General features: G+C 62.3%; 28 protein-coding genes. 15 read left to right on the forward strand and 13 right to left on the reverse strand.

Annotation, left to right across the window (positions count from 1 at the left end):
* Positions 1-50: 50 nt before the first annotated feature.
* Together J3P94_RS17505 and J3P94_RS17510 are read left to right on the forward strand one after the other, a co-directional pair.
* Positions 51-1,013, forward strand: coding sequence for an EamA family transporter (locus J3P94_RS17505; protein WP_434568993.1), 963 nt, complete (start codon positions 51-53; stop codon positions 1,011-1,013).
* Positions 1,014-1,276: 263 nt separating this feature from the next.
* On the forward strand, positions 1,277-2,146 hold the full coding sequence (locus J3P94_RS17510) for a CAP domain-containing protein (RefSeq protein ID WP_434568994.1): 870 nt from the start codon (positions 1,277-1,279) through the stop codon (positions 2,144-2,146).
* A gap of 45 nt (positions 2,147-2,191) precedes the next feature.
* Here J3P94_RS17510 and J3P94_RS17515 read toward each other — a convergent pair whose 3' ends face one another.
* The 4 genes from J3P94_RS17515 to ggt all read right to left on the reverse strand — a co-directional run bounded on the left by J3P94_RS17515 (position 2,192) and on the right by ggt (position 6,487).
* Positions 2,192-2,824: a Vgb family protein gene (locus J3P94_RS17515; protein WP_434568995.1), complete on the reverse strand. Its 633-nt coding sequence runs from the start codon at positions 2,822-2,824 to the stop codon at positions 2,192-2,194.
* Positions 2,825-2,858: 34 nt separating this feature from the next.
* Positions 2,859-4,079, reverse strand: coding sequence for a helix-turn-helix domain-containing protein (locus tag J3P94_RS17520; RefSeq protein ID WP_434568996.1), 1,221 nt, complete (start codon positions 4,077-4,079; stop codon positions 2,859-2,861).
* A gap of 128 nt (positions 4,080-4,207) precedes the next feature.
* Positions 4,208-4,741 carry a cysteine hydrolase family protein gene (locus tag J3P94_RS17525; RefSeq protein WP_434568997.1) on the reverse strand — a complete coding sequence of 178 codons (534 nt, stop codon included), beginning with the start codon at positions 4,739-4,741 and terminating at the stop codon, positions 4,208-4,210.
* A gap of 18 nt (positions 4,742-4,759) precedes the next feature.
* Complete coding sequence (gene ggt / locus J3P94_RS17530) at positions 4,760-6,487, reverse strand: gamma-glutamyltransferase (protein ID WP_434568998.1); 1,728 nt, start codon at positions 6,485-6,487, stop codon at positions 4,760-4,762.
* A gap of 129 nt (positions 6,488-6,616) precedes the next feature.
* Between ggt and J3P94_RS17535 the strand changes: the two genes are divergently transcribed.
* Positions 6,617-7,048 (forward strand): GNAT family N-acetyltransferase, encoded by a 432-nt coding sequence (locus tag J3P94_RS17535; RefSeq protein WP_434568999.1) that lies wholly within the window; start codon positions 6,617-6,619, stop codon positions 7,046-7,048.
* Positions 7,049-7,081: 33 nt separating this feature from the next.
* On the opposite strand, the gene J3P94_RS17540 is transcribed toward J3P94_RS17535, so the two are convergent.
* A complete protein-coding gene (locus J3P94_RS17540) occupies positions 7,082-7,432 on the reverse strand; it encodes a hypothetical protein (RefSeq protein WP_434569000.1) in 351 nt (116 codons plus the stop codon).
* Positions 7,433-7,565: 133 nt separating this feature from the next.
* Here J3P94_RS17540 and J3P94_RS17545 point away from each other — a divergent pair, with 133 nt between their 5' ends.
* The 7 genes from J3P94_RS17545 to J3P94_RS17575 all read left to right on the forward strand — a co-directional run bounded on the left by J3P94_RS17545 (position 7,566) and on the right by J3P94_RS17575 (position 11,586).
* Positions 7,566-7,895 (forward strand): DUF6388 family protein, encoded by a 330-nt coding sequence (locus tag J3P94_RS17545; RefSeq protein WP_434569001.1) that lies wholly within the window; start codon positions 7,566-7,568, stop codon positions 7,893-7,895.
* Between the two features lie 219 nt (positions 7,896-8,114).
* Positions 8,115-8,507: a sulfurtransferase complex subunit TusD gene (tusD, locus tag J3P94_RS17550; RefSeq protein ID WP_434569002.1), complete on the forward strand. Its 393-nt coding sequence runs from the start codon at positions 8,115-8,117 to the stop codon at positions 8,505-8,507.
* Positions 8,507-8,869 carry a sulfurtransferase complex subunit TusC gene (tusC, locus tag J3P94_RS17555; protein ID WP_434569003.1) on the forward strand — a complete coding sequence of 121 codons (363 nt, stop codon included), beginning with the start codon at positions 8,507-8,509 and terminating at the stop codon, positions 8,867-8,869. Before tusD ends, tusC begins: the two co-directional genes overlap by 1 nt.
* On the forward strand, positions 8,869-9,162 hold the full coding sequence (gene tusB / locus J3P94_RS17560; RefSeq protein ID WP_434569004.1) for a sulfurtransferase complex subunit TusB: 294 nt from the start codon (positions 8,869-8,871) through the stop codon (positions 9,160-9,162). Before tusC ends, tusB begins: the two co-directional genes overlap by 1 nt.
* Positions 9,159-9,494: a TusE/DsrC/DsvC family sulfur relay protein gene (locus J3P94_RS17565; RefSeq protein ID WP_305495521.1), complete on the forward strand. Its 336-nt coding sequence runs from the start codon at positions 9,159-9,161 to the stop codon at positions 9,492-9,494. Before tusB ends, J3P94_RS17565 begins: the two co-directional genes overlap by 4 nt.
* The gene (locus J3P94_RS17570) at positions 9,491-10,492 is read left to right on the forward strand and encodes a glycosyl transferase family protein (protein WP_434569005.1); all 1,002 of its coding nucleotides are present in this window, start codon (positions 9,491-9,493) and stop codon (positions 10,490-10,492) included. The genes J3P94_RS17565 and J3P94_RS17570 overlap by 4 nt, the downstream gene beginning before the upstream one ends.
* Positions 10,493-10,581: 89 nt before the next feature.
* Positions 10,582-11,586: a glutathione S-transferase family protein gene (locus J3P94_RS17575; protein WP_434569006.1), complete on the forward strand. Its 1,005-nt coding sequence runs from the start codon at positions 10,582-10,584 to the stop codon at positions 11,584-11,586.
* Between the two features lie 132 nt (positions 11,587-11,718).
* Here the strand turns inward: J3P94_RS17575 and cysG are convergent, their stop codons facing one another.
* The 6 genes from cysG to J3P94_RS17605 all read right to left on the reverse strand — a co-directional run bounded on the left by cysG (position 11,719) and on the right by J3P94_RS17605 (position 19,345).
* On the reverse strand, positions 11,719-13,113 hold the full coding sequence (gene cysG / locus J3P94_RS17580) for a siroheme synthase CysG (protein ID WP_434569007.1): 1,395 nt from the start codon (positions 13,111-13,113) through the stop codon (positions 11,719-11,721).
* Positions 13,114-14,394, reverse strand: coding sequence for a serine--tRNA ligase (serS, locus tag J3P94_RS17585; RefSeq protein ID WP_434569008.1), 1,281 nt, complete (start codon positions 14,392-14,394; stop codon positions 13,114-13,116).
* 15 nt (positions 14,395-14,409) lie between these two features.
* The gene (crcB, locus tag J3P94_RS17590; RefSeq protein WP_207961507.1) at positions 14,410-14,784 is read right to left on the reverse strand and encodes a fluoride efflux transporter CrcB; all 375 of its coding nucleotides are present in this window, start codon (positions 14,782-14,784) and stop codon (positions 14,410-14,412) included.
* A complete protein-coding gene (locus tag J3P94_RS17595) occupies positions 14,781-16,106 on the reverse strand; it encodes a replication-associated recombination protein A (RefSeq protein WP_434569009.1) in 1,326 nt (441 codons plus the stop codon). The genes crcB and J3P94_RS17595 overlap by 4 nt, the downstream gene beginning before the upstream one ends.
* A 152-nt stretch (positions 16,107-16,258) precedes the next feature.
* Positions 16,259-16,882 (reverse strand): outer membrane lipoprotein chaperone LolA, encoded by a 624-nt coding sequence (lolA, locus tag J3P94_RS17600; RefSeq protein WP_186710180.1) that lies wholly within the window; start codon positions 16,880-16,882, stop codon positions 16,259-16,261.
* Positions 16,883-16,939: 57 nt separating this feature from the next.
* A complete protein-coding gene (locus J3P94_RS17605) occupies positions 16,940-19,345 on the reverse strand; it encodes a DNA translocase FtsK (RefSeq protein ID WP_434569010.1) in 2,406 nt (801 codons plus the stop codon).
* A gap of 335 nt (positions 19,346-19,680) precedes the next feature.
* Between J3P94_RS17605 and trxB the strand changes: the two genes are divergently transcribed.
* The 4 genes from trxB to infA all read left to right on the forward strand — a co-directional run bounded on the left by trxB (position 19,681) and on the right by infA (position 22,529).
* Positions 19,681-20,640 carry a thioredoxin-disulfide reductase gene (trxB, locus tag J3P94_RS17610; protein WP_434569011.1) on the forward strand — a complete coding sequence of 320 codons (960 nt, stop codon included), beginning with the start codon at positions 19,681-19,683 and terminating at the stop codon, positions 20,638-20,640.
* A 67-nt stretch (positions 20,641-20,707) separates the two neighbouring features.
* Positions 20,708-21,388: a leucyl/phenylalanyl-tRNA--protein transferase gene (aat, locus tag J3P94_RS17615; RefSeq protein ID WP_434569012.1), complete on the forward strand. Its 681-nt coding sequence runs from the start codon at positions 20,708-20,710 to the stop codon at positions 21,386-21,388.
* A gap of 57 nt (positions 21,389-21,445) precedes the next feature.
* Entirely contained in the window at positions 21,446-22,153 is a 708-nt protein-coding gene (locus tag J3P94_RS17620; RefSeq protein WP_434569013.1) for an arginyltransferase, read from the forward strand.
* Positions 22,154-22,310: 157 nt separating this feature from the next.
* The gene (infA, locus tag J3P94_RS17625) at positions 22,311-22,529 is read left to right on the forward strand and encodes a translation initiation factor IF-1 (RefSeq protein WP_002553999.1); all 219 of its coding nucleotides are present in this window, start codon (positions 22,311-22,313) and stop codon (positions 22,527-22,529) included.
* A 233-nt stretch (positions 22,530-22,762) separates the two neighbouring features.
* On the opposite strand, the gene clpA is transcribed toward infA, so the two are convergent.
* Complete coding sequence (gene clpA, locus J3P94_RS17630; RefSeq protein WP_434569014.1) at positions 22,763-25,033, reverse strand: ATP-dependent Clp protease ATP-binding subunit ClpA; 2,271 nt, start codon at positions 25,031-25,033, stop codon at positions 22,763-22,765.
* 29 nt (positions 25,034-25,062) lie between these two features.
* Positions 25,063-25,425 (reverse strand): ATP-dependent Clp protease adapter ClpS, encoded by a 363-nt coding sequence (clpS, locus tag J3P94_RS17635; protein WP_305495541.1) that lies wholly within the window; start codon positions 25,423-25,425, stop codon positions 25,063-25,065.
* Positions 25,426-25,649: 224 nt separating this feature from the next.
* Between clpS and J3P94_RS17640 the strand changes: the two genes are divergently transcribed.
* On the forward strand, positions 25,650-25,949 hold the full coding sequence (locus tag J3P94_RS17640; protein WP_434569015.1) for a cold shock domain-containing protein: 300 nt from the start codon (positions 25,650-25,652) through the stop codon (positions 25,947-25,949).
* Positions 25,950-26,004: the final 55 nt, after the last annotated feature.

Raw genomic sequence — 26,004 nt, forward strand, 5'->3', positions numbered from 1 at the left:
AAACCACCGAAGCCTCGCTGCTGCGGTGGTACACCTTTGAGATTGCTGCCATGACCCGCCCCACCGTTGCCGCCGATGTTCCTATTCCTTTTTCCCGCCCTGTCGCTGTGCTCATCCTGCTTTGCATGGGCTGCGCTTTTGCCGGTAACCACGTCGCCGCGCGGGCGGCGTTCGATGACGGTGCCGGCGTGCTGCTGGCGATCCTGCTGCGCTCGGGCGGGACGTTGCTGGTGCTGGCGGCGATGGTCTTGTGGCAACGCCAGAGCCTGCGCCTGCCCGCCGGGGCCTGGCGCTGGCAGTTGGTGTTGGGCCTGTTGATCGGCGCCCAGAGCCTGTGCCTGTATTCGGCCGTGGCGCGGGTGCCTGTGGCGCTGGCGCTGTTGGTGGGTAACGTGTTCCCGATCCTGCTGGCGCTGCTGACCTGGGCCCTCGGCGGGCCGCGCCCCACTGCGCGTACGGCGATGTTGATGGGGATGATCCTGGTGGGCCTGGTGTTCGTGCTGGAAGTGCCGGCGCGGTTATCGTCGCAGGCGGACGTCGGCCCGCAATGGCTGTTGGGGGTTGGCCTGGCATTCTGCGCCGCGTGCGTGTTCGCTTGCGCGTTGTGGATCACCGATCACAAGCTGTCCCAGGTGCGCGGCTCGGTGCGCAGCCTGCTGACGATTTTCATTGTGTTCAGCAGCGTCAACCTCGCGGGCCTGACCGGCGCCCTGCCCGGCGGCCTCGACCTGCCCGCCAGCAACACCGGCTGGCTCGCGCTCGCCACCCTGGTGGTGCTTTACGGCACCGGGTTCATCGTGTTGTTCATGTGCGTGCCACGCCTGGACATGCCACGCAATGCCCCGGTGATGAACATCGAACCGCTGGCGACCCTGCTGATTGGCTGGCTGGTGCTGGACCAGATGCTCAACCCGGGCCAGGTGCTCGGCGGCGCGATCGTGGTGACGGGTATTGTGTTGCTGACCTGGCGCAAGGCTGAGCGGGTCAAGGCGCCGGTGGCTGCACGCAATTGAACTGACTGAACGCTCTTTTGTGGCGAGGGAGCTTGCTCCCGCTCGGCTGCGACGCAGTCGCGAATTTCTTGGGCCTGCTTCGCAGGCCAGCGGGAGCAAGCTCCCTCGCCACAAAAGCAATGTGCGGTCAGGCGTTTATGTCTGGGTGCGCCGGAAACTAGTTTCAAAAGCCACAGTCCTACCCCAGCCCTGAACGAAACGTTTCGGGCTGATTGGCGCCGTCTCCCGGCGCTCAGGCAATTCCCTTCCAGAGCTGTCCATCCATGCGCCACCTCGTTCGCTCTCGCCGTTTCGCTGCGCTGTGCCTCACGATCCTGTTTCCGTTGTTCCCCAGCCCGGCTCACGCCCGAGGCGAAGGACAACTGGTGAGCGCCATCAACGACTACCGCAGCCAGCCCCACCGCTGTGAATGGCAAACAGTGCGTGCTGCCCAACCTTTGGTGTTGCGCTCCAGCCTGGCCTTGCCCATCGGCTTCAGCGGTGGCTTGCGCGAAACCCTGAGCAGATCCGGCTATCAGGCCCGGTCAGTGCGCAGCATTCGCCTGACCGATGCGCGGGACGCCGAAGAAGCGTTCGAGAGGCTGGCGGACGAGCATTGCGCAGCGCTGCTGGACGGCCAGTACGCCGACATTGGCGTCAATCGGGTCGGGGATGAATGGCGCGTTGTGCTCGCTCAACCCATGGGCGGAACGCGGATCAGCGACACGCGCGACATCGGCGCGCCGGACAAAACGCTGCTCGCCCAGGTCAACGCCGCCAGGGCCAAGCCCCGCATGTGCGGGCGCCAGCGCTTTGCGGCGGCTCGGCCGCTGAGCTGGAACGCCGCGCTGGGAAGCGCTGCCCAGGGTCACAGTCGGTCAATGGCCCGGGGCAACTATTTTGCCCATCGCGACCCGGACGGTCGCTCCACATCCGAGCGCGCCAGGAGCGCCGGTTTTCGCGGACGCAAACTCGGCGAGAACATTGCCGCCGGACAACGTTCGCCAAGCCAGGCCATGCACGACTGGCTCGCCAGCCCCGGGCATTGCGCCAACCTGATGAACCCGATGTTCACCCAGGTCGGTGCGGCGTCGGCCAGTGACTCGCGCAGCGATGCCGGAGTGTATTGGACAATGGTGCTTGGCGCCCCGTGATGTAACGGACGGGTATCCACGGAGGTTTATGCGAGCCTGGCGTCCTCACGCCGGCCGACGCACCGCCCTCACCTTCCCGCTGCCACCGCCGCCACAGAAAAACCGTTCGGCCCCATCGGATTCCAGCCCCGACACACCGGTCCCGGGCGGCATCGTCACGCTTTCCAGCACTTGTGCTGTCTGCGGATCAATACGCCGCAGATCACTCTCGTCGTTTTCCCAGGTCCCGTGCCAAAGCTCTCCGTCGACCCAGGTCACGCCCGTGACGAAGCGATTGGATTTAATGGTGCGCAGGACTTTTCCGTCGGCCGGGTCGATCTGGAGAATTTTGCGCGCCTTGTACTGGCCGACCCAGAGCGATCCTTCGGCCCACGCCAACCCTGAATCATCACCGCTGTTGGGCGCCGGAATCGTCGCCAGTACCTCGCCGGTGCGTGGATCGATCTTGCGGATGCTGTCGCCAGCAATCTGGAACAGGTGCTCACCGTCGAACGCCGTGCCAGCGTTCGCCGGCACGTCGAACGAGTGCACGGTCTGGCCACTGGCGGGATCAAGTGCGTGGAGCTTTTCGCCTGAGGCGAACCAGACGCGCTCGCCGTCATGGCTTACGCCGTGGACACACTCGACGCCGGGAAAAGGGCCGTACTCACGCAGGATCTGTGCTTCTGAACGTTTCATTTCACTCGCCTCATCAGTGGGGTGTGATTGCATCCTAACCAGCCACTGGCAACGCAGTGAGTAACAATGCCGTCGCGAATCCAGGCATCGTTGGCGCCATCCAGCGCCGGGCCCTGGCACGACCGAACGCTTGCGCCTTGCCGCAGGCGGCGAGGGTTTCCAAGGCCCGCTGCACGCTGCGCTGGCTGTTGCCCAAGGCAAGCGCCAGGGCCGAACTGGACCAGGTTTCGCCATCGGCAAGCAGCGCCAGCACCGCGCCGTGAGGTTCTTCGATGACGCGCGCCAGCACCACGACCTCGTCGGCCTGACTGGGAATCAGGATAAAACCGCTGCGGGTTGCCTTCACCTCGGCCAATGACCGCAGCGCCACCCGCAACCGCCCCATCTCGACCCGCAGCCGGGCGCGGTGGGACTCATCCGTCAGTTTCAAGCCGAAGGCCTCGGCCATGAGCGCTTCCCTCGATGCATCGCCCGGCCAGGCTTGGGCCAGCCCGCGGGCCAGGGCGAACAACACCGGGCGCCGGGCGAGGGAAACCTGGCTGCCAGCGCTACTGACGCCATACCGGCATGCATCTACTACCAGCGCCGCACCGGCCAGCAGCACCTGTACCTCTTCAAGAATCAGCAAGCGCTCTTCGTTCCGGCTGATCAGACGCGCCGCCGGTGAGCTCAGCATGCGCCAGGCGCTTTCGACTTCGGCGTTCAGCGCGCTGATGCCCGTTTGCCGTGCGGCCTGGCCGGCCCTTTCCAGAGCGGCGTGAGCGGTTTGCGCTTGCAGGCGCCGCATGGCGATCCCCGCCGCCACCAGTTCACAAGCGGCTCGAGACGCCACAGGCAAGCTGGAAAGATTCAGATCAGCAAGCTTGCCCTCGGCCTCGCCAAGGTGACCGAGCAACAGCAGGCGGCGGATTTCGATCGCATGAGCGTGACCGACGTTCGCCCGGTCACCACAGGCTTCGAGTACCGTCCGCGCGGCGTCGAGGCGCTTCATGGGCCACGCCAGGTCACGGGAAGCCAAGGCGATCTCGCCCTCCGCCACGATACACCGTGCTCGCGCCACGGCCGCCTTGGACCCGAACGCCGTACTTGCCCGGCGCATCAGGCTCCTGGCTTTGTCCAGATCCCCCAGCTGCGCCATGGCGATGCCGCGCAGCGCGAGGGCCGGGGCATCGGTGCGCAAGGCGATGCGATTGAGCGCCGCTACTGGATCGCCTGCCGCCAATGCTCGCGCTGCTATGCTGATCGCGTAATCCATAAAACGACGGCCCTTGTGGCGAGGGAACTTGCTCCCGCTGGCCTGCGAAGCGGGCCTGAAAATCTTGCGGTCGCTGCGCACTGGAGTGCCAGCCCGGCCTGCTCCTCAGGCCAGGCAGTGAGTATCGGCTACAGGCGAATCCCGGCGGCCCGTACCACATCAATGCGCGACACCGCGCTGCTCAGCCGCCCCAGTCGCTGGTTGTGATCGGCAATGATCTGCTCGGCCGACAGGCTGCCATTGTCCACCGTCGAATGCGCATCGGCGGCCAACACCACTTCGTACCCCAGGGCATGGGCCTGGCGCACGGTGGCATTGATGCAGTGATCGGTCTGCAGCCCGCAGATCACCACGCGGTCAATACTCCTGGCCTGCAACAGCGCCAGCAGGTCGGTCTGGTAGAACGCGTCCGCCGTGGTCTTGCGCACCCGCAAGTCATCCGCGGCGGTGAGCAGGCCGTCGGCCAATTGCCAGGCGGCACTGCCATAAGCCAACGAGCCCTCAGGTTCTTCGTGCTGGACCAGGATCACCGGCAAGCCGACAGCCCGAGCCCTGGCACTGAGGTCGTTGATGGTGCCGAGCAGGCGTGGGCTGTCGAAGCATTCCTCTTCGCCCGTGCACAGCCCGGCCTGGACGTCGATAATCAGCAATGCGCTGCTCATGCTTGCCTCTCCGAGCGCTCAGTAGCCCAACGATAACCCGGTGTTGCGGCGCGGATCGTTGGCACCGTAGAAGCGATTCTTGCCCACGGGCTTGCCACCCAGTGACGGCGCGCCCACCAGGATCGCGGCGATGTGGTTGGGGTCCTGCGGGCCGGCGAACTTATGACCCCAGCTTTCCAGCAGCTTGAGCGTATCGGGGCTGGCGGCGAAAGTTTCCAGGTTGGTCTCCTCCGGCATCCACTGCTGGTGGAAGCGCGGTGCGTCCACCGCTTCCTGCAGGTTCATGCCGTAGTCGATCACATTGAGGATGGTCAGCAGGGTCGCGGTAATGATGCGGCTGCCGCCCGGCGTGCCGACGACCATCACGGTCTTGCCGTCCTTGGTGACGATGGTCGGGCTCATGGACGACAGCGGCGCCTTGCCCGGTGCGATGGCGTTGGCCTCGCCCTGTACCAGGCCGTACATGTTGGGCACGCCGACCTTGGCGGTGAAATCGTCCATTTCATCGTTGAGGATCACCCCGGTCTTGCTCGCCATCACGCCGGCGCCGAACCAGTCGTTGAGGGTGTAGGTGACAGAGACGGCGTTGCCCCATTGGTCGACGATCGAATAGTGGGTGGTGTTGCTGCCCTCGTGAGGCGCCACGCCGGGTTTGATCTTGTGCGAATCGCCGGCCTTTTGCGGCTCGATCGCGGCGCGCAGTTTTGCCGCATAGTTATTGTCCAGCAGATGGTCGATGGGGTTCTGCACAAAGTCCGGGTCGCCCAGGTAGCTGTTGCGATCGACATAGGCGTGACGCATGGCTTCGATCTGGTAGTGCATGCCCTGGGCCGAATGGAAGCCCAGGTCTTTCATCGGATACCCGTCGAGGATATTCATGATCTGGCACAGCACCACACCACCGGAACTGGGCGGTGGTGCGGAAATAATGTGATAACCGCGATAGTCGCATTCCACCGGGGCCAGCTCGCGGGTCTTGTATTTGTCCAGGTCGGCCTGGGTGATGATGCCCTTGTTGGTCTGGCTGGAAGTCACCAGGGCGTCGGCCACCCAGCCTTTGTAGAAGCCGTCGGCGCCTTTGGCGGAAATTTCCCGCAGGGTCCTGGCGAGGTCTTTCTGCACCAGTTTCTGGCCGGCCTGCATCGGCTCGCCGTTGTGCAGGAAGATCGCGCCGGAGTCGCGCATGTCCTTTTTGAACACGTCCGTGGCGGTCTCCAGCAGGTCGACATCACCTTGCTCAAGGACAAAACCCTCCTCGGCGAACCTGATCGCCGGGGCGATCAGTTCCTCCCGGGGCTTGCTGCCGTATTTCTTCAGCGCCAGTTCCATGCCGGACACGGTGCCGGGCACGCCCACCGCCAGGTGCCCGCGGGTGCTGAGCTCGGGAATGACGTTGCCGTCCTTGTCCAGGTACATGTCGGCGGTGGCGGCCAATGGCGCTTTTTCGCGGAAATCCAGGAATGTCTTGCGGCCATCCGCCATCTGCAGCGTCATGAAGCCGCCACCGCCAAGGTTGCCCGCCGCCGGGTAGACTACCGCCAGGGCGTAGCCCACCGCGACTGCCGCATCCACCGCGTTGCCACCGTTCTTGAGCACGTCGACGCCGACGTGGGTCGCCAGGTGCTGGGCGGTGACGACCATGCCGTTCTCGGCGGCAACCGGGGCCTGGGACGCAGCGTGGGCAGTCAGGCAGCAAAGGGAGAGCGAAGTGGCGATGAGGGTCCGGGCCAGGGATTCGAACTTCATGAGTCGGTCTCTTCTTGTTTTAGGGTCGGGATCGCTTCAAAAGCACACACGAGTATGGCTCGGTTTAAACAATATGCCTGTTTACTGTAGGCTCGTGTGCTTGATCATCCTCGCACAAGGACATCGCCGATGACGCTGCGAATCGAACGCACGGACGCTCCAACCGATGAACAACGCCAGACCATCCTCGCGCCACTACGCGCCTATAACACGGCTCAGACCGGTGGAAGCGCGCCGGAACTGGTCGCCTGGCTGGTGCGGGACGAGCACGGCGAAATCGTCGGCGGACTCTACGGCCGAGTATTTTTTCGTTGGCTCTATATCGAACTGCTGGTAGTGCCTGAACAGGCCCGGGGCCAAGGCACGGGTTCGCAACTGATGCAGATGGCCGAACAGCTGGCCAGGGAGAAGGATTGCGTAGGTATCTGGCTCGACACCTTCGACTTCCAGGCCCCGGACTTCTACCGCCGGCATGGCTTTACCGAGTGTGGGCAGATCGACGACTACCCGCCGGGGCATCAGCGTTTCTTTTTCCAGAAACGCCTGCCGAACGCTGACTGACCTCCCATACCCTCCCACACCAGGATCAGGTGTTCAGAGGCAAGTCGCCAACGCCGCCAACCGGCGCTTGGCGACAAAATCATCCTGTTTGGCGTAGTAGTTCAACGCCGTGCCGGTGGCACTGGCTTGTATATCGACAAACGATTCGGCCGAGCGGGTGTACACCGTCGAGCCACCCTGCTTGCCGGGTTGCAGGTAGGCACCGGCATCGACGCCGAACACCGCTTCGTCTTCCCAGGCGAACTTCACGCATTGGGCGACATTCTGCTCCGGCTTGTCCGAGGCCAGGGTCTTGTAGGGGGCTTGGGTCCGGGCCTGTTCCATCGCCGAACCCGCGCAGCCGGCCAGCAGGGTTGCGGCCACGGCCACCATCAGCATTCGCATCGCGTTCACTCATCGAGAAAAAAACCGACTTTAGCACTGCGATCCGCGCCTACGTGCGGCTTTACTGAAATTTGCCCGCGACAATGGCTATCGATTCACGCAACCTGTCGGGACATTGACTCAAGGAGCAACCATGGCGGCAACCGGACAGCAGCACGAACGAGCCCTGGAGATCTTTCTCGACGAACGCCCGCAGTTGCGTGTCGAGCTGGACAACCTCAACCCCCTGCTGGCCCAGGCCAAGGGCGAAACCGCTGCGCAGTATCGCGCCGAGCGCTTGCATGAGGCGTTCGAAGCCGAGGCCGAGCGCCTGGGTCTGTTTGCCTGGGAGCTGACGCTGTCGCTGACGGCGGCCTCCGCCGAGGACTACCAGGCCCAGCGCATGGAAGTGCACAGGGAGGTCGCGGAGATGGCGGGAATGGAGTGGGCTGAGTACTGCCAGTTACATGGTCTCATGGACTGAAGTGAACCCCGTGGCGAGGGAGCTTGCTCCCGCTGGCCTGCGCAGCAGGCCCAAAAAGGCGACTCAACTCACCTGACACACCGAGCAGCACGATCCAGGGGCCGCTTCGCAGCCCAGCGGGAGCAAGCTCCCTCGCCACGAAAGCTCCAGCCGTTCCGAGAATCGCCCCGACGCCCATAAAGCTTTATCATGGCCGCAGTTTTACGGATCGGGTCTGTCATGAAGTTCGCCATCGCGCTGTTTTCCGCCGCCCATGCGCCCTCCTCGCGCCGCGCCTTGCTGTTTGCGCAAGCCGCGCTGGCCGGTGGGCATGAGATCGTGCGGCTGTTTTTCTACCAGGACGGCGTCTACAACGCCGATAACAGCATCGTCACGCCTCAGGATGAGCAGGATCTGCCCCGGCAATGGCGAACCTTCGTCAGCGACCATCAGCTCGACGGCGTCGTCTGCATCGCGGCGGCGTTGCGCCGTGGTGTGCTCGACGCTGAAGAGGCCCAGCGCTATCAGCGTTCGGCAATCAGCGTCGAAGCGCCTTGGGCCCTTTCCGGACTGGGTCAGCTGCACGATGCGATCCAGGACGCCGACCGCTTGATCTGTTTTGGAGGCGCATGATGGCCAAGTCGTTATTGCTCATCAGCCGTCAGTCTCCGTGGTCTGGCCCCGGAGCCCGGGAAGCGTTGGACATCGTGCTGGCCGGCGGTGCGTTCGACCTGCCCATTGGCCTGCTGTTTCTCGATGACGGCGTGTTCCAGCTCAGCGCCGGGCAAAACGCCAAGGCCCTCCAGCAAAAAGACCTGAGCGCCAATTTGCAGGCATTGCCGATGTTCGGCGTCGAAGACCTGTTTGTCTGCGCCGACAGCGCCGCCGAGCGTGGCATCGCCACCGATGCCCTGGCACTGGACGCTTTGAAAGTGCTGGGTGCAGCGGACATCGCCGCGCTCATTGACCGTTACGACCAGGTGATCACCCTCTGATGTCGACTCTGCATGTGTTGTCCCATTCGCCGTTCGGTGATAACCGCCTCGCCAGTTGCCTGCGGATACTGGGGAGCCACGATGCGCTGCTGCTGTGCGGCGACGCGACTTACGCGCTGCAACCTGGCACCGAACCGTTCGCTGCACTCCAGGCCGCCGCTCGCAAGGTGTTCGTCCTTGCCGAAGACGCCCAGGGCCGTGCCCTGCACATTCCGGACTGGGCCGAAGCCATTGATTATCCGGCCTTCGTCGAGCTTTCAATCGAGCATGACAAGGTCAACTCCTGGCTATGAACGTGCTGACCGTGGGCGCGCGCAGCATCGCGCTGGACAAGGACGGCTACCTGGCCGATCTCAATGACTGGTCAACGGAAGTGGCCACAGCCCTGGCCGCCGCCGAAGACATCGAGCTGAGCCCCGAGCACTGGGAAATCCTCGAACTGCTCCGGGCCTTCCACGATGAATTCCAGCTGTCCCCCGCCACTCGGCCGCTGATCAAGTACACCGCGCTGAAACTCGGCGCGGACAAGGGCAACAGCCTGCACCTGAACCGATTGTTCAAAGGCACTCCCGCCAAACTCGCCGCCAAACTGGCGGGCCTGCCCAAACCGACGAATTGCTTATGACCGACTTTCCTTCGCTGACCCTTGAGACCCCGGCCGAACATCCGTTCGCCCAATTCGTGCGCATCCTTGGCAAAGGCAAGCGTGGCGCCCGCAACCTCACCCGTGAAGAAGCCCGCGAGGCCATGGGCATGGTGCTTGATGAGCAGGTCGAAGAGACCCAGCTCGGCGCCTTCCTGATGCTGTTGCGGCACAAGGAAGAAAGCGCCGAGGAAATGGCCGGCTTCACCGACGCCCTGCGTCAACGCCTGGTGGTTCCACAACTGGCGGTAGACCTCGACTGGCCGACCTACGCCGGGAAGAAGCGCCACCTGCCGTGGTATCTGCTGGCGGCCAAATGCCTGGGACAAAACGGCGTGCGGATCTTCATGCACGGCGGCGGTGCCCACACGGCGGGTCGGCTCTACACCGAACAGTTGCTGGGTTTGCTGGATATTCCCTTGTGCCGCGACTGGCAACAGGTCGGCACGGCGCTGGACACCGGCGGCCTGGCCTTCATGCCGCTGGTGGACTGGGCACCGCAGATGCAACGGATGATCGACCTGCGCAACACCCTCGGCCTGCGCTCGCCGATCCATTCCCTGGCGCGGATCCTCAATCCACTGGGCGCACGTTGCGGTCTGCAAAGCATCTTCCATCCTGGCTACCAGGCCGTGCATCGCGAGGCCAGCGGGTTGCTGGGCGACACCGCCATCGTGATCAAGGGCGACGGCGGCGAGATCGAAATCAATCCGGACGCCGACAGCCATCTGTACGGCACCACCGGTGGCGCCAGTTGGGACGAAGAATGGCCACGCCTGTCGGAGCAGCGCCACGTCAAGCCGGAGCGCCTCGACCCTGAGCATATGAAAGCCGTCTGGCGCGGCGACGTCGAGGACAGCTACCCGCAACTGGCGTTGATCGCCACGATGGCTTTGGCCTTGCGCGGCCTGGGTTTGTCTCGCGAAGAAGCGTTCGACAAAGCCCGGCAGTATTGGGACGCGCGGAACAGATCGATTTAGTCGATCATCAGCGACCAACCTTTGCGCTTTTTGTTCGAACCTATCGGCATAGACTCTTCTCCAACGTTTACCAGGTTGAGGAGATCGAGATGGGTTTGTTGGTCGAGGGCCGCTGGCAGGACCAGTGGTATGAAAGCAAGGACGGCAGTTTCCAGCGTGAACAGGCGCAACGCCGCCACTGGATAACCGCCGACGGCAGCGCCGGTCCTTCCGGCGAGAGCGGCTTCGCCGCCGAAGCCGGTCGTTATCATCTCTATGTGTCCCTCGCCTGCCCCTGGGCCCACCGCACGCTGATCTTGCGCAAGCTCAAGGGCCTGGAAGAGCTGATCGATGTTTCAGTGGTCAGCTACCTGATGCTGGAAAACGGCTGGACCTTCGATCAGGCTCACGGCTCGACGGGCGACAAGCTCGACCACTTCGACTTCCTGCACCAGCGCTACACCGCCGATACACCGAACTACACCGGCCGTGTCACTGTGCCCGCGCTGTGGGATAAACAGCAGCAGCGCATCGTCAACAACGAATCAGCGGAAATCATCCGCATGTTCAACAGCGCCTTCGATGGTTTGACTGGCAACGACCTGGATCTCTATCCAGAGCACCTGCGCGGCGAAATCGATGGGTTGAACGAGCGCATCTATCCGGCGGTGAACAACGGCGTCTACCGCGCCGGCTTCGCCACCACCCAGGCGGCTTACGAAGAAGCCTTTGATCAGCTGTTTGCCGAGCTGGACCATCTGGAAGCCCTGCTGGACACCCGCCGCTACCTGGCTGGCGAGTACCTGACCGAGGCCGACATCCGCTTGTTCACGACGATGATCCGTTTCGACGCGGTGTACTTCGGCCACTTCAAATGCAACCTGCGACGCATCGCCGATTATCCGAACCTGTCGAACTGGCTGCGGGAGATGTATCAGTGGCCAGGCATTGCCGAGACAGTGGATTTCACCCATATCCAGGGGCATTACTACGGCAGCCACAAGACCATCAACCCCAATGGGATCGTGCCCAAGGGGCCGAAGCAGGACTTCAGGGTGGTGCATGATCGAGGGAGGTTGAGTGGGAAAGGGATCTGGCGCGGAGCGCGGGATTGATCTGGAATCTGTGTAATTGGTGAGGGCCTCTTCGCGAGCAGGCTCGCTCCCACAGTTGATGAGTGTTGAAACACAATGGTTACACTCATCCCTGTGGGAGCGAGCCTGCTCGCGAAGGGCGCGGCGCGGTCTTCAGACCTGCCCCTGAGCCCCTTCAAACCAAGCCAACTTCTCGCGCAACTGCACCACTTCCCCGACGATCACCAGTGTCGGCGCATGCACCTCGTGCTCGGCCACCAGCCGCGGTAGGTCCGCCAAGGTACCGGTAAACACCCGCTGGTTTGAAGTCGTGCCTTGCTGGATGAGCGCCGCTGGCGTGTCCGCCGCTCGACCGTGCTTGATCAATTCGTTGCAAATCACCGGCAGCCCCACCAGGCCCATGTAGAACACCAGCGTCTGCGCTGGCGATACCAGGTCCGCCCAGGGCAAATCGCTGCTGCCGTCCTTGAGATGGCCGGTGATGAAACGCACCGACTGGGCGTAGTCGCGATGGGTCAGCGGGATCCCGGCGTAAGCCGCGCAACCACTGGCGGCGGTGATGCCCGGGACCACCTGGAACGGGATGCCATGGGCCGCCAGTTCTTCGATTTCTTCGCCGCCACGACCGAAGATGAACGGATCGCCGCCCTTCAACCGCACCACACGCTTGCCCTGCCGGGCCAGGTCGACCAATTGCTGGTTGATCTGGTCCTGGGGGACCGCGTGCTCGGACCGGCGCTTGCCGACGTAAACCCGCTCGGCGTCGCGCCGGCACAGCTCGAGGATCGCCGGGGCCACCAGACGGTCGTAAAGCACCACGTCCGCCTGCTGCATCAGGCGCAGCGCGCGGAAGGTCAGCAGGTCCGGGTCACCCGGCCCGGCGCCTACCAGGTAGACTTCCCCCGGCGCGTTCGGCGCCTGGCCGTCGATCTTCTCGCGCAGCAGCCGCTCGGCCTCGGCGCCCTGCCCGGCCAGTTGACGGTCGGCGATCGGGCCCTGGAAAACCTCTTCCCAGAATGCCCGCCGTTGCTGCACATCGGGAAACAGTTGCTTGACCTGATTGCGAAAGCGCGCCGCCAGGCCGGCCAGTTGCCCGTAGGTCGATGGAATCCAGGTTTCCAGCTTGGCGCGGATCAGCCGTGCCAGCACCGGCGCGTCGCCGCCGCTGGACACCGCAATAACCAGCGGCGAGCGGTCGACGATCGCCGGGAAGATCACGCTGCACAGCGCAGGCGCGTCCACCACGTTGACCGGCACGCAGCGCTTGTGGGCGTCGGCCGAAACCTGGGCATTGAGCGGCTCGTCGTCGGTGGCGGCGATGACCAGGCCGCAGCCGTCCATATCCGCCTCGACGTAGCCACGCAGCACGCATTCGCCGCCGCTGCCACTGACCAGTTCCCGCAACTGCGGTTCGATGTCGGGTGCGACCACCCGTAGCAGGGCACCGGCATCCGCCAGCAGGCGAGACTTGCGCAGGGCAATCTCGCCGCCGCCGACCACCAGCACGCGGCTGCCGCGCAGGTTGTGGAACAGTGGCAGATAGTCCATTTAGCCGATGACCTCGATGCCGCCCATGTACGGCTTCAGCACTTCAGGCACCCGGATCGAACCGTCGGCCTGCTGGTAGTTTTCCAACACGGCGACCAGCGTACGACCCACCGCCAGGCCGGAGCCGTTGAGGGTGTGGACCAGTTCCGGCTTGCCGGTTTCCGGGTTGCGGAAACGCGCCTGCATGCGGCGGGCCTGGAAATCACCGCAGTTGGAGCACGACGAAATCTCGCGGTACTTGTCCTGGCTCGGGATCCAGACTTCCAGATCGTAAGTCTTGACCGCGCTGAAGCCCATGTCGCCGGTGCACAGCGCCAGGGTGCGATACGGCAGCTCGAGCAGTTGCAGGACTTTCTCGGCGTTGGCGGTCAGGCTTTCCAGGGCTTCCATGGATTTCGACGGCTCGACGATCTGTACCATCTCGACCTTGTCGAACTGGTGCTGGCGGATCATGCCGCGGGTGTCACGGCCAGATGCGCCGGCTTCACTGCGGAAGCACGGCGTGTGGGCGACAAACTTGATCGGCAGTTGCCTGGCGTCGACGATTTCGCCGGCAACGATGTTGGTCAGCGAGACTTCGGCGGTCGGGATCAGGTACAGGTCGGCTTCGCCGTCGCGAGCGATCTTGAACAGGTCTTCCTCGAACTTCGGCAACTGACCGGTGCCTTGCAGCGCCGGCGCCTGGACCAGGTATGGCGTGTAGGCCTCTTCGTAGCCGTGCTCGGTGACGTGCAGGTTGATCATGAACTGCGCCAGTGCGCGATGCAGGCGGGCGATCGGCCCGCGCAGCAGGGCGAAACGCGCGCCCGACAGCTTGGCGGCGGTTTCGAAGTCCAGCCAACCGAATTTCTCGCCCAGGGCGACGTGGTCCTGTACCGGGAAATCGAAGGCTTTCGGCGTGCCCCAGCGACGTACTTCGACGTTGCCGTCTTCGTCTTCACCCACCGGCACCGATTCGTGAGGCAGGTTCGGGATGCCCAGCAGGATCGAATCCAGCTCACTCTGGATCGCGTCCAGTTCGGTCTTGCCGGCACTCAACTCGCCCGCCATGCGCTCGACATCGGCCATCAGCGGCGCGATGTCTTCGCCGCGCTGCTTGGCCTGACCGATGGACTTGGAGCGCGCGTTACGTTCAGCCTGCAGGGCTTCGGTGCGGGTCTGGACGGTCTTGCGCTGTTCTTCCAGCGCTTCGATGCGCGCGACATCCAGGGCAAAGCCACGGGATGCCAGGCGGTCCGCTACGTCCTGAAGGTTGCTACGTAACAGTTTGGAATCGAGCATGTCGGTCTCTCGTTATCAAAGTTTGGTCAGGGACAGGCCGGCCCAGGTGGCGAGCAGCCCGCCGAACACGCTGATGGCCGCATAGCCCAGGGCCAGCGGCACCTGCCCGCTTTCCAGCAGGCGCACCGTATCCAGTGAAAAGGATGAAAAAGTCGTCAGGCCGCCAAGAAAGCCGACCATCAACCCCGCGCGCACCTCGATGGGCACTTCGGGGCGAATCAGGAACAGGCCGTAAAGAACGCCGATCAGCAGACAGCCCACGATATTAACGGCCAGCGTCGCGGTATAGAAGTGCCGCGGCCAATTTGCACTGATCCAGTTGCCCGTGGCGAAACGCAACAACGTACCGGCAACGCCGCCGGCGGAGACTGCAAGAATCAAGGGGATCACGGTTTTCTCCGCTGCCGTGGACTCAATCGGTCCAATTGCGCCAAGTGGTTGAGCTTCTCGCCGATCTTCAGCTCCAGGCCACGGGGCACCGGCTGATAGAACCGTTGGGGGTCGAGTTCCTCGGGAAAATAGTCTTCGCCGGCGGCGTAAGCGTCAGGCTCGTCATGGGCGTAACGGTATTCCTCGCCGTAGCCCAACTGTTTCATGAGCTTGGTCGGCGCGTTGCGCAGGTGCAACGGCACTTCGAGGGAGCCGTGCTCGGCGGCGCTGCGCATCGCCGCCTTGAAGCCAATGTAGACGGCGTTGCTTTTCGGCGCGCAGGCCAGGTAGGTAATGGCCTGGGCCACGGCGAGCTCGCCTTCCGGGCTGCCGAGGCGTTCCTGCACGTCCCAGGCTGCCAGGCACAGGCTCAGCGCGCGCGGATCGGCATTGCCGATGTCTTCGCTGGCCATGCGTACTACACGGCGTGCGAGGTACAGCGGATCACAACCGCCATCGATCATCCGCGCAAACCAGTACAACGCGCCGTCCGGGTTGGAGCCGCGCACCGACTTGTGCAGCGCCGAAATCTGGTCGTAGAACGCCTCGCCGCCCTTGTCGAAGCGGCGCCGGGTATCGCCCAGCAGGCTTTGCAGCAGTTCGACACCGATCTCGCTGTCGTCTTCGGCCAGGTCCGAGGCGTTTTCCAGCAGGTTGAGCAGGCGTCGGCCATCGCCGTCGGCAGCGCTGAACAATATCTGGAAACCTTCGTCGCTGAGGCTCAGGTGGCGCTTGCCCAGGCCGCGCTCTTCGGTGAGCGCGCGATGCACCAGCTTGCGCATCGCCGCCTCGTCGAGGCTCTTGAGCACGTAGACCCGCGCGCGGGACAGCAAGGCGTTGTTGAGTTCGAACGAAGGGTTCTCGGTGGTGGCACCGATGAAAATCAGCGTGCCGTCTTCGACATAGGGCAAGAAGGCGTCCTGCTGCGACTTGTTGAAGCGATGCACTTCATCGACGAACAGGATGGTGCGCTTGCCGTACTGGCCGGCCTGCTGCTTGGCGATTTCCACCGCCTGGCGGATTTCCTTGACGCCGGCCAGCACGGCCGACACCGTTTCGAAATGCGCGTCCGAGACTTCCGCCAGCAACCGCGCCAGGGTGGTCTTGCCGACCCCCGGCGGGCCCCAGAAGATCATAGAATGCAGGGCGCCCTGCTCCAGGGCTTCGCGCAGGGGCTTGCCGCGGGCGAGTACATGTTCCTGGCCGACGTACTCATCCAGGTTGGTGGCCCGCAGGCGGGCGGCCAATGGCTGGGCAATCGGGGCGCTTCGAAACAGGTCCATGATTACTTACACAACCTCCGCTGGGTCCTGTTGAACACCGCCCCCTGTGGGAGCGAGCTTGCTCGCGATAGCGGCATTACATTCAATATCAATGTTGACTGATATGACGCCATCGCGAGCAAGCTCGCTCCTACAGGGGGGCTTGCCTTTATTTATTCCTGGATCACATCCGCACCCTTGGGGATGTCGAACTTGAACTTGGACGCGGCGATCGGCTCGTTGGCCTTGACCCCGGTGAACAGGATGTTGGTGCGCTGGCCGACACTGTCGATCAGTTGCATGTCGTTGACCAGGCCGTTGCGGAACGACAGGCGCAGGCTGTCGAACAGGCTGTCCTTGGTCTTCGGCTTGAGAGTGAAGTCAATCACGCCACCGGCCTCCTTGGAGGTGATGTCGAAGCTCTGGCTGATCTCCGAGATATCGCCGGAAAGCAACAGCGCCGGCGTCTGGGTCAGGCGCTGGTCGAGGGTCTTGATGGTCACTTGTTCGAGGTCCGGGTCCCACAGGGAGACTTTCTTGCCATCGGACACCATCAGCTGTTCGGCGGGTGCATCGGTGTGCCAGTAGAACAGGCCAGGGCGCTGCAGGGCCATGTCGCCAGCGGTTTCCTGCAACTGGGTGCCGCTGCCGTCGAGGGTCAGCTGGGAGAAACGCGCAGTCAGGGTCTGGGAGCCGCCCAGCAACTGGGTCAGGCGGGCCACATCTTTCTCGCCGGCATGGGCCGACAAGGTAGACAAAGCCAATACGGGCAACAACAGCATGCGAATCAGGCGCATGGGAGTCCTCATGAATTCGTGGGGGGCGAGCGGCGCGTCATTACGCCGCCCGGGTTGTCAGTCGCGCATCGGGCCCGGCGCCAGCACTTCGCGCGAGCCGTTGGTGTTCATGGCCGTCACGACCCCGGCCATTTCCATGGCCTCGATCATGCGTGCGGCGCGGTTGTAGCCGATCTTCAGCTTGCGCTGTACGGCGGAAATCGAGGCACGGCGACTCTCCAGGACGAACTGCACTGCTTCGTCATAGAGCGCATCGGTCTCGGCATCGTCGTCACCGCCGCCACTGCTGCCCTCGAAACCGCTGCCGGCCTCTTCGACACCGTTGAGGATGTCGTCGTTGTATTCAGGCGCGCCACGCAACTTCCAGGCTTCGACCACGCGGTGCACTTCGTCATCGGAGACGAACGCACCGTGGACACGGATCGGCAGGCTGGTGCCGGGCGGCATGTAGAGCATGTCACCGTGGCCGAGCAATTGCTCGGCGCCGCCCTGGTCGATGATGGTCCGCGAGTCGATCTTGCTCGACACCTGGAACGCCATGCGGGTCGGGATGTTGGCCTTGATCAGACCGGTGATCACGTCTACCGACGGCCGTTGGGTGGCGAGGATCAGGTGAATACCGGCCGCACGGGCTTTCTGGGCGATACGGGCGATCAGTTCTTCGACCTTCTTGCCGACGATCATCATCATGTCGGCGAATTCGTCCACCACCACCACGATGGTCGGCAGCTTGTGCAACAGCGGCGCTTCGTCGTGGATGCTTTCGCGGTGGTACAGCGGGTCGCTCAACGGCGTGCCGGCTTCCTCCGCCTCCTTGACCTTGGCGTTGAAACCCGACAGATTGCGCACGCCCATCTTCGCCATCAGCTTGTAGCGGCGCTCCATCTCGGCAACGCTCCAGCGCAGGGCGTTGGCCGCGTCCTTCATGTCGGTAACCACCGGGCACAGCAGGTGCGGGATACCTTCGTAGATCGACAATTCGAGCATCTTCGGGTCGATCATGATCAGTTTGGCGTCTTCCGGGCCGGACTTGAACAGGATCGACAGAATCATCGCGTTCACCCCCACCGACTTACCCGAACCGGTGGTACCGGCCACCAGCAGGTGAGGCATCTTCGCCAGGTCGGTGATGACCGGCTTGCCACCGATGTCGTGGCCCAGGGCCAGGGTGACCGGTGACTTGTGATTATCGTACTCGGGGGTCGAGAGCACCTCGGAGAAGCGCACGATCTGGCGATCCTCGTTGGGGATCTCGATGCCCACGGTGGTCTTGCCCGGGATCACTTCCACCACCCGCACGCTGGTGACCGCCAGGGAGCGCGCCAGGTCCTTCGCGAGGTTGGCGATACGGCTGACCTTGACGCCGGCGGCCGGCTGGATTTCGTAACGGGTAATGACCGGACCCGGATGGATCGAATCCACCGATACCTCGACACCGAACTCCTTGAGCTTGATCTCCAGCAGGTGACCGACGGCCGCCAGGGATTCGGGGGAATAATTGAGTTGTTTCTTTTCGGCAGGATCGAGGATCGAAATCGGTGGCAAGGTCCCTTCCACCGCGCTGTCGACGAACAGCGGCGCCTGTTTTTCCTTCTGCACGCGCTTGCTCTGCTCCGGCGGCTTGGCCGGGGCCATGGTGATAACCGGCGGCACCTGCTTTTCGCGCTCGGACATGTGCTTGCTCAGGGCCTGCTCGCGCTCGATCAGGCGTTCCTTGACCTTGGCCTGCTCGCGTTTGTCCGGAACGGTGGGCGCCACGACGTCATGGACCCGATCGTCCACTTCACGCAGTTGCGCCACCAGTTGCTTGCGTTCGTTGCGCGCCGCCCACCAGCGGTTCAGCGCACCCTGGATCAATTCGATGAGGTCGAGCGTGATCTTGCCGGTCACGTCCATGACTTTGAACCAGGACAGGTCGGTGAACACCGTCAGGCCGAAGAGGAACAGGGCGATGAACAGCAGCGTACTGCCCTGGATATTCAGGGCATTGCGCGCCAGATCACCAAGGCTCTCGCCCAGCGCACCACCCGCCCCGGCCGGCAGGCCGGTGGGTGCGTGGAAATGGATATGCGCCAGCGCGGCGCCTGACAACACCAGGAACACCAGGCCAATCAGGCGCCAGGAGAACAGCCAGCCGCTCCACTGCCAGGGCTCATGGCGCTGGCGGAAAATCTGATAGGTCTTGATCGCCAGCAGCAGCGGGAAAATATAGGCGAAATAGCCCAGCACCATGAACAGGATGTCAGCGCTGTAGGAACCGGCCGGCCCGCCGAAATTCTGCACGTCTTCGATCTTGCTGTTGTGGCTCCAGCCCGGATCGTCCTTGCCGTAGGTCAGCAAGGCCATCATCAGGAACAGGCACAAGGCCCCAATGGCGATCAACGCACCTTCCTTGAGCCGGTAGTGCAATTGTTGGCGCCAGAGCGGAACGACTGTCTTGGGTGCTGCGGTGGATTTCTTCAAAACGCTTCTTTTCCTGCGCCAATGGCGCGTCCATCTGTTGAATGACTATAAAAACTGCCCACGGGGAGCAGGTAAAAAAAGTGAATGTGCTCAACCGGTACTACTTTTACCACTGAGGCATGTTTTACCACTGTGGCATGCGTCCGGAAAACCGCAGGTGTTGCCGAAGATTTGACCTTTTGCCCGTCCTGCGTTCAAAACTCAAGCATTGTACGGGTTTGTCTTGCCCGAGGCATTGCCCGTGCGCCCGGCGACAACCTGGCCAGAAACGGGTCATCGGGCGCCAATTTGAGCATGCATTCTCTTTTGTGACAAAGGCTTATGAGGTGTTTTTTATGAGCGAAGCGAAGCATTCACGCCTGATCATTCTCGGTTCCGGCCCTGCAGGGTACAGCGCGGCTGTCTATGCGGCCCGCGCCAACCTCAAACCCGTTGTCATTACCGGCATACAGGCCGGTGGCCAGCTCACCACCACGGTCGAAGTCGATAACTGGCCCGGCGATGTCGAAGGCCTGACCGGCCCCGTACTCATGGAGCGCATGCAGCGGCACGCCGAGCGCTTCGACACGCAGATCGTCTACGACCATATCCATACCGCCAAGTTGCAACAGCGACCGTTCGAACTGGTCGGCGACAGCGGCACCTATACCTGCGACGCATTGATCATCGCAACCGGCGCCTCGGCTCAATACCTGGGCCTGCCTTCGGAGGAAACCTTCGCCGGCAAAGGCGTGTCCGCCTGCGCGACCTGCGATGGCTTCTTTTATCGAAACCAGGTGGTGGCCGTTATCGGTGGCGGTAACACGGCGGTTGAAGAAGCCTTGTACCTGTCGAACATCGCCAGGGAAGTTCACCTGATTCACCGCCGCGACAAGCTGCGCGCGGAAAAGATATTGCAGGACAAGCTCTTCGAAAAGGCAGCCAACGGCAATATCCGCCTGCACTGGAACCAGAACCTGGATGAAGTGCTGGGTGACGCCAGCGGCGTGACCGGCGCGCGCCTGCGGCACAGCGAGACGGGCGATGCCAGCACGTTATCCCTGGCCGGGGTGTTCATCGCCATCGGGCATAAACCCAACACCGATCTGTTCCAGGGCCAGTTGCAGATGCGCGACGGCTACCTGATTGTGCGTGGCGGCAGCGAAGGCAATGCCACCGCCACTGACATCGAAGGTGTTTTTGCCGCCGGCGACGTGGCTGACCACGTCTATCGCCAGGCCATTACGTCCGCTGGCGCCGGTTGCATGGCCGCGCTGGATGCAGAGAAGTATCTCGATGACATCCCGGCCGTTTGACGGTTAACCTCTAGGGCGGGCCTATGACAGGGCCCGCTCCCCTCCCCTTCTGCAAGTCCGGATAACGATGCTGACCTGGTTACAACGCAACACGTTCGATTTCCCACCGCTGGAAAAAGCCATGCGCGACCCCAATGGCCTGCTGGCCGCCGGCGGAGATCTTTGCGCCGATCGGTTGATCCAGGCCTATCGCCACGGCTGCTTTCCATGGTTCTCGGAAGGACAGCCGATCCTGTGGTGGTCACCGGACCCGCGCACCGTGCTGTTTCCCGACGAACTGCATGTTTCCCGTAGCCTGAACAAGCTGTTGCGCAAGCAGCGCTATCAAGTGACGTTCGACCGGGACTTCGCGGCGGTCATCAAGGCCTGCGCCGCACCCCGCGATTATGCCGACGGCACCTGGATCACCGACGCCATGCAGACCGCTTATCTGGAACTGCACCGGCGTGGCTTCGCCCATTCGGTGGAGGTCTGGGACCAGGACCAGTTGGTGGGCGGCTTGTATGGCCTGGCGATGGGGCAGCTGTTTTTCGGTGAGTCGATGTTCAGCCGGGCCGACAATGCGTCGAAATTCGGCTTCGCAACCCTGGTCCAACATCTCAAGGAAGCGGGTTTCGTGCTCATTGACTGCCAGATGCCCACCGAGCACCTGCACAGCCTGGGCGCCCGGTCGATTCCCCGCGCAGCGTTTGCCGACTACTTGAAGGCGCACCTGGACCAGCCCAACCAGGCCACTTGGCTTTGCTGAGCGATATTCGCGCGACTGGCTTACACTTGAATTGAAGTTTTATCCCGAGGGTTGATCATGACCGAGTTGGCGCGCTTGAAGTTCTATGCCACTCAACCTCACTCTTGCAGTTATCTGCCGGAGGAGCAGGCCACGACCCTGTTCCTCGACCCGAGCCAGCCCATGGATGTGCATGTTTACGCAGACCTGTCGGAAATGGGCTTTCGGCGCAGTGGCGATCATCTTTACCGGCCCCATTGCCAGCACTGCAATGCGTGCGTTCCGGCGCGCATTCCCGTGGCGCGATTCACACCCAATCGCCAGCAAAAGCGTATTTTCAAGCGCAACGCCGACTTGCAGGTGCGCCCGGCCAAGCCGCAATTTACCGAAGAATATTTTGACCTGTACCAGCGCTATATCGAGCAACGCCACGCCGATGGCGACATGTACCCGCCCAGCCGGGATCAATTCTCGACGTTCCTGGTGCGCGACCTGCCGTTCTCGCGCTTCTACGAGTTCCGCCTCGATGACCGACTGGTCGCCATCGCCGTCACCGACCTGCTGCCCAATGGGCTTTCGGCGGTGTACACCTTCTATGAGCCCGACGAAGAAAAACGCAGCCTGGGGCGTTTTGCGATTCTCTGGCAGATCAACGAATGCCGGCGCCTGGGCCTGGATGCGGTGTACTTGGGCTACTGGATCAAGAACTGCAAAAAAATGAACTACAAGACCCAATATCGGCCCATTGAATTGCTGATCAACCAGCGGTGGGTTGTCCTGAACTAAGGGCTCGCTCGCAATGAGTGCCCCGATGCAAGTACCCGACTCGTCGAGTATCCCAAGAACCCCTTGGCTTGCCCCCCCTTTTTCGGGCACAATGCACGCCGCTTTTGCCTGGCGCAGTTGCACCGGGCCATTCACTGGATACCGAGGGCTTTACTGCATGTCGAAAGAAGACAGCTTCGAAATGGAAGGCACTGTCGTCGACACCCTGCCCAACACCATGTTTCGTGTGGAGTTGGAAAATGGGCACGTCGTAACCGCGCATATCTCCGGCAAGATGCGCAAGAACTACATTCGTATTCTTACCGGTGACAAAGTGCGCGTCGAGCTGACGCCCTATGACTTGAGCAAAGGGCGCATCACTTACCGCGCTCGCTAACAAGTCAATACAAAACGCCCGGCTCATGTCGGGCGTTTTTGTTTGCCTGGGATTTGATGGCTGCCCCGAAACACTGTGGGAGCGAGCTTGCTCGCGATAGCGGTGGGTCAGCTTGCATCGATGCCGAATGTGCCGCAGCCATCGCGAGCAAGCTCGCTCCCACATGGGATTGCGGTGTCGCATATAGCAATAAGGCGCCTTTCGGCGCCTTTTTACTTTGTTACAACTAACGATCAGGCCATTTCTGCCGTGGTTTCGAAGTCGAACGTCAGCTCGCCATCCTTGATGTCGATGTGGACCACACCGCCATGCTCGGCCAGTTCGCCAAAGAGGATTTCCTCCGCCAGTGGACGCTTGATCTTGTCCTGGATCAGGCGAGCCATTGGCCGCGCTCCCATCGTCACATCGTAGCCACCTTCGGCGAGCCAGCTGCGGGCCGCATCGGTAACCTCCAGCAACACCCGCTTGTCTTCGAGCTGCGCCTGAAGTTCGGTAAGGAACTTGTCCACCACGCTCTTGATGACTTCATGGCTGAGGCGACCAAACTGGATGATAGTGTCCAGGCGGTTACGGAATTCAGGCGTGAAGCTCTTCTTGATCACTTCCATCGCATCGGACGAGTGGTCCTGATGGGTGAAACCGATCGAAGCGCGCGCAGCGGTTTCAGCGCCGGCGTTGGTGGTCATGATGATGATCACGTTGCGGAAATCCGCCTTGCGTCCGTTATTGTCGGTCAGCGTACCGTGGTCCATGACCTGCAACAGCAGGTTGAAGACTTCCGGATGCGCCTTCTCGATCTCATCGAGCAACAGCACGCAGTGCGGCTGCTTGGTGATCGCCTCGGTCAGCAGGCCGCCCTGGTCGAACCCGACATAACCTGGAGGCGCACCGATCAGCCGCGATACGGTGTGACGCTCCATGTACTCGGACATGTCGAAGCGCACCAGCTCGATCCCCATCGCCTTGGCCAACTGCCGTGCCGCCTCGGTCTTACCGACACCGGTAGGCCCGGCGAACAGGAACGAACCGACCGGTTTGTCCGGCGACTTGAGACCGGCGCGCGACAGCTTGATAGCGGTCGACAGCGAGTCGATGGCCGCATCCTGGCCGAACACCGTGAGCTTCAGGTCGCGCTCCAGGTTACGCAGCAGCTCCTTGTCGGAACTGGTGACGTGTTTTGGGGGAATCCGCGCGATCTTCGCGACGATGTCCTCGACCTGTGGCACGTCGATGCGCTTGACGCGGTTCTCCACCGGTTGCAGGCGCTGGTAGGCACCCGCCTCGTCGATGACATCGATGGCTTTGTCCGGCATGTGCCGATCATTGATGTAGCGCGAGGCCAGCTCGGCGGCGGCGCGCAACGCTTCATCGCTGTATTCGATGCTGTGGTGCAGCTCGAAACGCCCTTTCAGGCCGCGCAGGATGCCGATGGTGTCTTCCACCGACGGCTCCGAGACGTCGACTTTCTGGAAACGCCGGGCCAAAGCACGGTCTTTCTCGAAAATGCCACGGAACTCCTGGAACGTGGTCGAGCCGATGCAACGGATATCACCCGAGGACAGCAACGGCTTGAGCAGGTTCGAGGCATCCATGACGCCACCCGACGCAGCACCAGCACCGATAATGGTGTGGATCTCGTCGATGAACAGGATCGCCTGCGGACGTTTCTTCAGCTCGCCGAGCAGCGCCTTGAAGCGTTTCTCGAAGTCGCCGCGGTATTTGGTACCGGCCAGCAAGGCACCCAGGTCGAGGGAATAGACGACACTGTTGGCCAGCAGGTCCGGCACCTGGTTATCGACGATGCGCTTGGCCAGGCCTTCGGCGATCGCGGTCTTGCCCACGCCCGCCTCGCCTACCAGCAACGGGTTGTTCTTGCGACGCCGGGCCAGGATCTGCGCCACGCGTTCGACTTCCGCCTCGCGCCCGACCAGCGGGTCGATACGGCCCTGGCGCGCCAGTTCGTTCAGGTTGCTGGCATAGGCATCCAGGGGATTGCCTGAAGAAGAAGACTCACCGCCCTCGTCGTCCTGCATATCCTGCTCACCCTCGGAATGATCGCCATGCCCGGGCACCTTGGAGATGCCATGGGCGATGTAGTTGACGACATCGATACGCGCCACGCTCTGCTGCTTGAGCAGGAAGACCGCCTGGCTTTCCTGCTCGCTGAAGATCGCGACCAGGACATTGGCGCCGGTGACTTCGCGCTTGCCCGAGCTCTGTACGTGAAAGACAGCACGCTGCAATACACGCTGGAAGCCCAGGGTTGGCTGGGTTTCGCGATCCTCGTCATGAACGGGGATCAATGGCGTGGTGGAGTCGATGAACTCCTGCAGATCATGCTTGAGTTTATCGAGGTTTGCGCCGCAGGCACGCAAAACGGTGGCGGCAGCCTCATTATCCAATAGGGCCAGCAGCAGGTGTTCGACGGTCATGAATTCATGACGCTTCGAACGAGCCTCCTTGAAGGCAAGATTGAGGGTGACTTCGAGCTCGCGGTTTAACATAGCTTCACCTCATACCCAAGTGGTCGGCGTTAACCGTCCTTCTCGATTTCACAGAGTAGCGGATGCTGGCTTTCCCGGGCGTACTGGTTGACCTGCATGGCCTTTGTCTCGGCGATGTCGCGGGTAAACACTCCACATACTGCCCGTCCCTCTGTATGGACGGCCAGCATGACCTTGGTCGCCAGCTCGCGATTCAGGTTAAAAAACACCTCGAGCACTTCGACGACGAAATCCATCGGTGTGTAGTCATCGTTGAACAAAACCACCTTGTACATCGGTGGAGCCTGTAAAGCGGGCTTTGATTCCTGAACAGCAATACCCGCTGAATCGTCGTCATGTAGATCCGGGCGATCCTGATTGAATGTTAGTCGAATCTGGCTGATTGCATGCATGGAAAGAAAGGTTCGTTTAGTTGGCGAATACAGTGATGGGGCCGCTTGCAGGCGATTTCAACCGCTACTGCCCGATCACCTTGACTATCGGCAAATCGGTGTTACAACCAATAGAGCCCACCGTGGGTTAAAAAGGTCCGTGAAGTCAATCCGATTTCAATGATCGACGGCGGATGGTCAGGATGATACTCCCATGGCGGGGTGTGTTGCAGAGGGATATTGGTATGCCGGGTACCGGAATGACATTCAAGGGCAAGGTCAAATGGTTCAACAACTCCAAGGGCTTCGGGTTTATCAATCGCGATGGCGATCCGAATAAGGAAGACCTGTTCGCTCACTACTCGGCGATCCTGATGGACGGCTACAAGACCTTGAAGGCCGGGCAAGCCGTGTCGTTCAGCATGATCCAGGGTCCCAAGGGCGTCCACGCAGTCGCCATTACGCCCGTCGCGCAGGATAACCCCGACGCCACGCCCGAATCCGTCAACGCCCTGGAGCACGTCACCGCCTCTGAAAAAGGCTGACACACCCGCCCCTCCTCAGGCAAAACGCCCGGATCGATCACTCGAGCCGGGCGTT

Source organism: Pseudomonas sp. Z3-8, assembly GCF_051131975.1.
Classification (GTDB): Bacteria; Pseudomonadota; Gammaproteobacteria; order Pseudomonadales; family Pseudomonadaceae; genus Aquipseudomonas.

Coding starts and splice junctions, on each gene's coding strand:
- J3P94_RS17505 (WP_434568993.1), top strand. CDS start 51: ATGACCCGCCCCACCGTTGCCGCCGATGTTCCTATTCCTTTTTCCCGC.
- J3P94_RS17510 (WP_434568994.1), top strand. CDS start 1,277: ATGCGCCACCTCGTTCGCTCTCGCCGTTTCGCTGCGCTGTGCCTCACG.
- J3P94_RS17515 (WP_434568995.1), bottom strand. CDS start 2,824: ATGAAACGTTCAGAAGCACAGATCCTGCGTGAGTACGGCCCTTTTCCC.
- J3P94_RS17520 (WP_434568996.1), bottom strand. CDS start 4,079: ATGGATTACGCGATCAGCATAGCAGCGCGAGCATTGGCGGCAGGCGAT.
- J3P94_RS17525 (WP_434568997.1), bottom strand. CDS start 4,741: ATGAGCAGCGCATTGCTGATTATCGACGTCCAGGCCGGGCTGTGCACG.
- ggt (WP_434568998.1), bottom strand. CDS start 6,487: ATGAAGTTCGAATCCCTGGCCCGGACCCTCATCGCCACTTCGCTCTCC.
- J3P94_RS17535 (WP_434568999.1), top strand. CDS start 6,617: ATGACGCTGCGAATCGAACGCACGGACGCTCCAACCGATGAACAACGC.
- J3P94_RS17540 (WP_434569000.1), bottom strand. CDS start 7,432: ATGCGAATGCTGATGGTGGCCGTGGCCGCAACCCTGCTGGCCGGCTGC.
- J3P94_RS17545 (WP_434569001.1), top strand. CDS start 7,566: ATGGCGGCAACCGGACAGCAGCACGAACGAGCCCTGGAGATCTTTCTC.
- tusD (WP_434569002.1), top strand. CDS start 8,115: ATGAAGTTCGCCATCGCGCTGTTTTCCGCCGCCCATGCGCCCTCCTCG.
- tusC (WP_434569003.1), top strand. CDS start 8,507: ATGGCCAAGTCGTTATTGCTCATCAGCCGTCAGTCTCCGTGGTCTGGC.
- tusB (WP_434569004.1), top strand. CDS start 8,869: ATGTCGACTCTGCATGTGTTGTCCCATTCGCCGTTCGGTGATAACCGC.
- J3P94_RS17565 (WP_305495521.1), top strand. CDS start 9,159: ATGAACGTGCTGACCGTGGGCGCGCGCAGCATCGCGCTGGACAAGGAC.
- J3P94_RS17570 (WP_434569005.1), top strand. CDS start 9,491: ATGACCGACTTTCCTTCGCTGACCCTTGAGACCCCGGCCGAACATCCG.
- J3P94_RS17575 (WP_434569006.1), top strand. CDS start 10,582: ATGGGTTTGTTGGTCGAGGGCCGCTGGCAGGACCAGTGGTATGAAAGC.
- cysG (WP_434569007.1), bottom strand. CDS start 13,113: ATGGACTATCTGCCACTGTTCCACAACCTGCGCGGCAGCCGCGTGCTG.
- serS (WP_434569008.1), bottom strand. CDS start 14,394: ATGCTCGATTCCAAACTGTTACGTAGCAACCTTCAGGACGTAGCGGAC.
- J3P94_RS17595 (WP_434569009.1), bottom strand. CDS start 16,106: ATGGACCTGTTTCGAAGCGCCCCGATTGCCCAGCCATTGGCCGCCCGC.
- lolA (WP_186710180.1), bottom strand. CDS start 16,882: ATGCGCCTGATTCGCATGCTGTTGTTGCCCGTATTGGCTTTGTCTACC.
- trxB (WP_434569011.1), top strand. CDS start 19,681: ATGAGCGAAGCGAAGCATTCACGCCTGATCATTCTCGGTTCCGGCCCT.
- aat (WP_434569012.1), top strand. CDS start 20,708: ATGCTGACCTGGTTACAACGCAACACGTTCGATTTCCCACCGCTGGAA.
- J3P94_RS17620 (WP_434569013.1), top strand. CDS start 21,446: ATGACCGAGTTGGCGCGCTTGAAGTTCTATGCCACTCAACCTCACTCT.
- infA (WP_002553999.1), top strand. CDS start 22,311: ATGTCGAAAGAAGACAGCTTCGAAATGGAAGGCACTGTCGTCGACACC.
- clpA (WP_434569014.1), bottom strand. CDS start 25,033: ATGTTAAACCGCGAGCTCGAAGTCACCCTCAATCTTGCCTTCAAGGAG.
- clpS (WP_305495541.1), bottom strand. CDS start 25,425: ATGCATGCAATCAGCCAGATTCGACTAACATTCAATCAGGATCGCCCG.
- J3P94_RS17640 (WP_434569015.1), top strand. CDS start 25,650: ATGCCGGGTACCGGAATGACATTCAAGGGCAAGGTCAAATGGTTCAAC.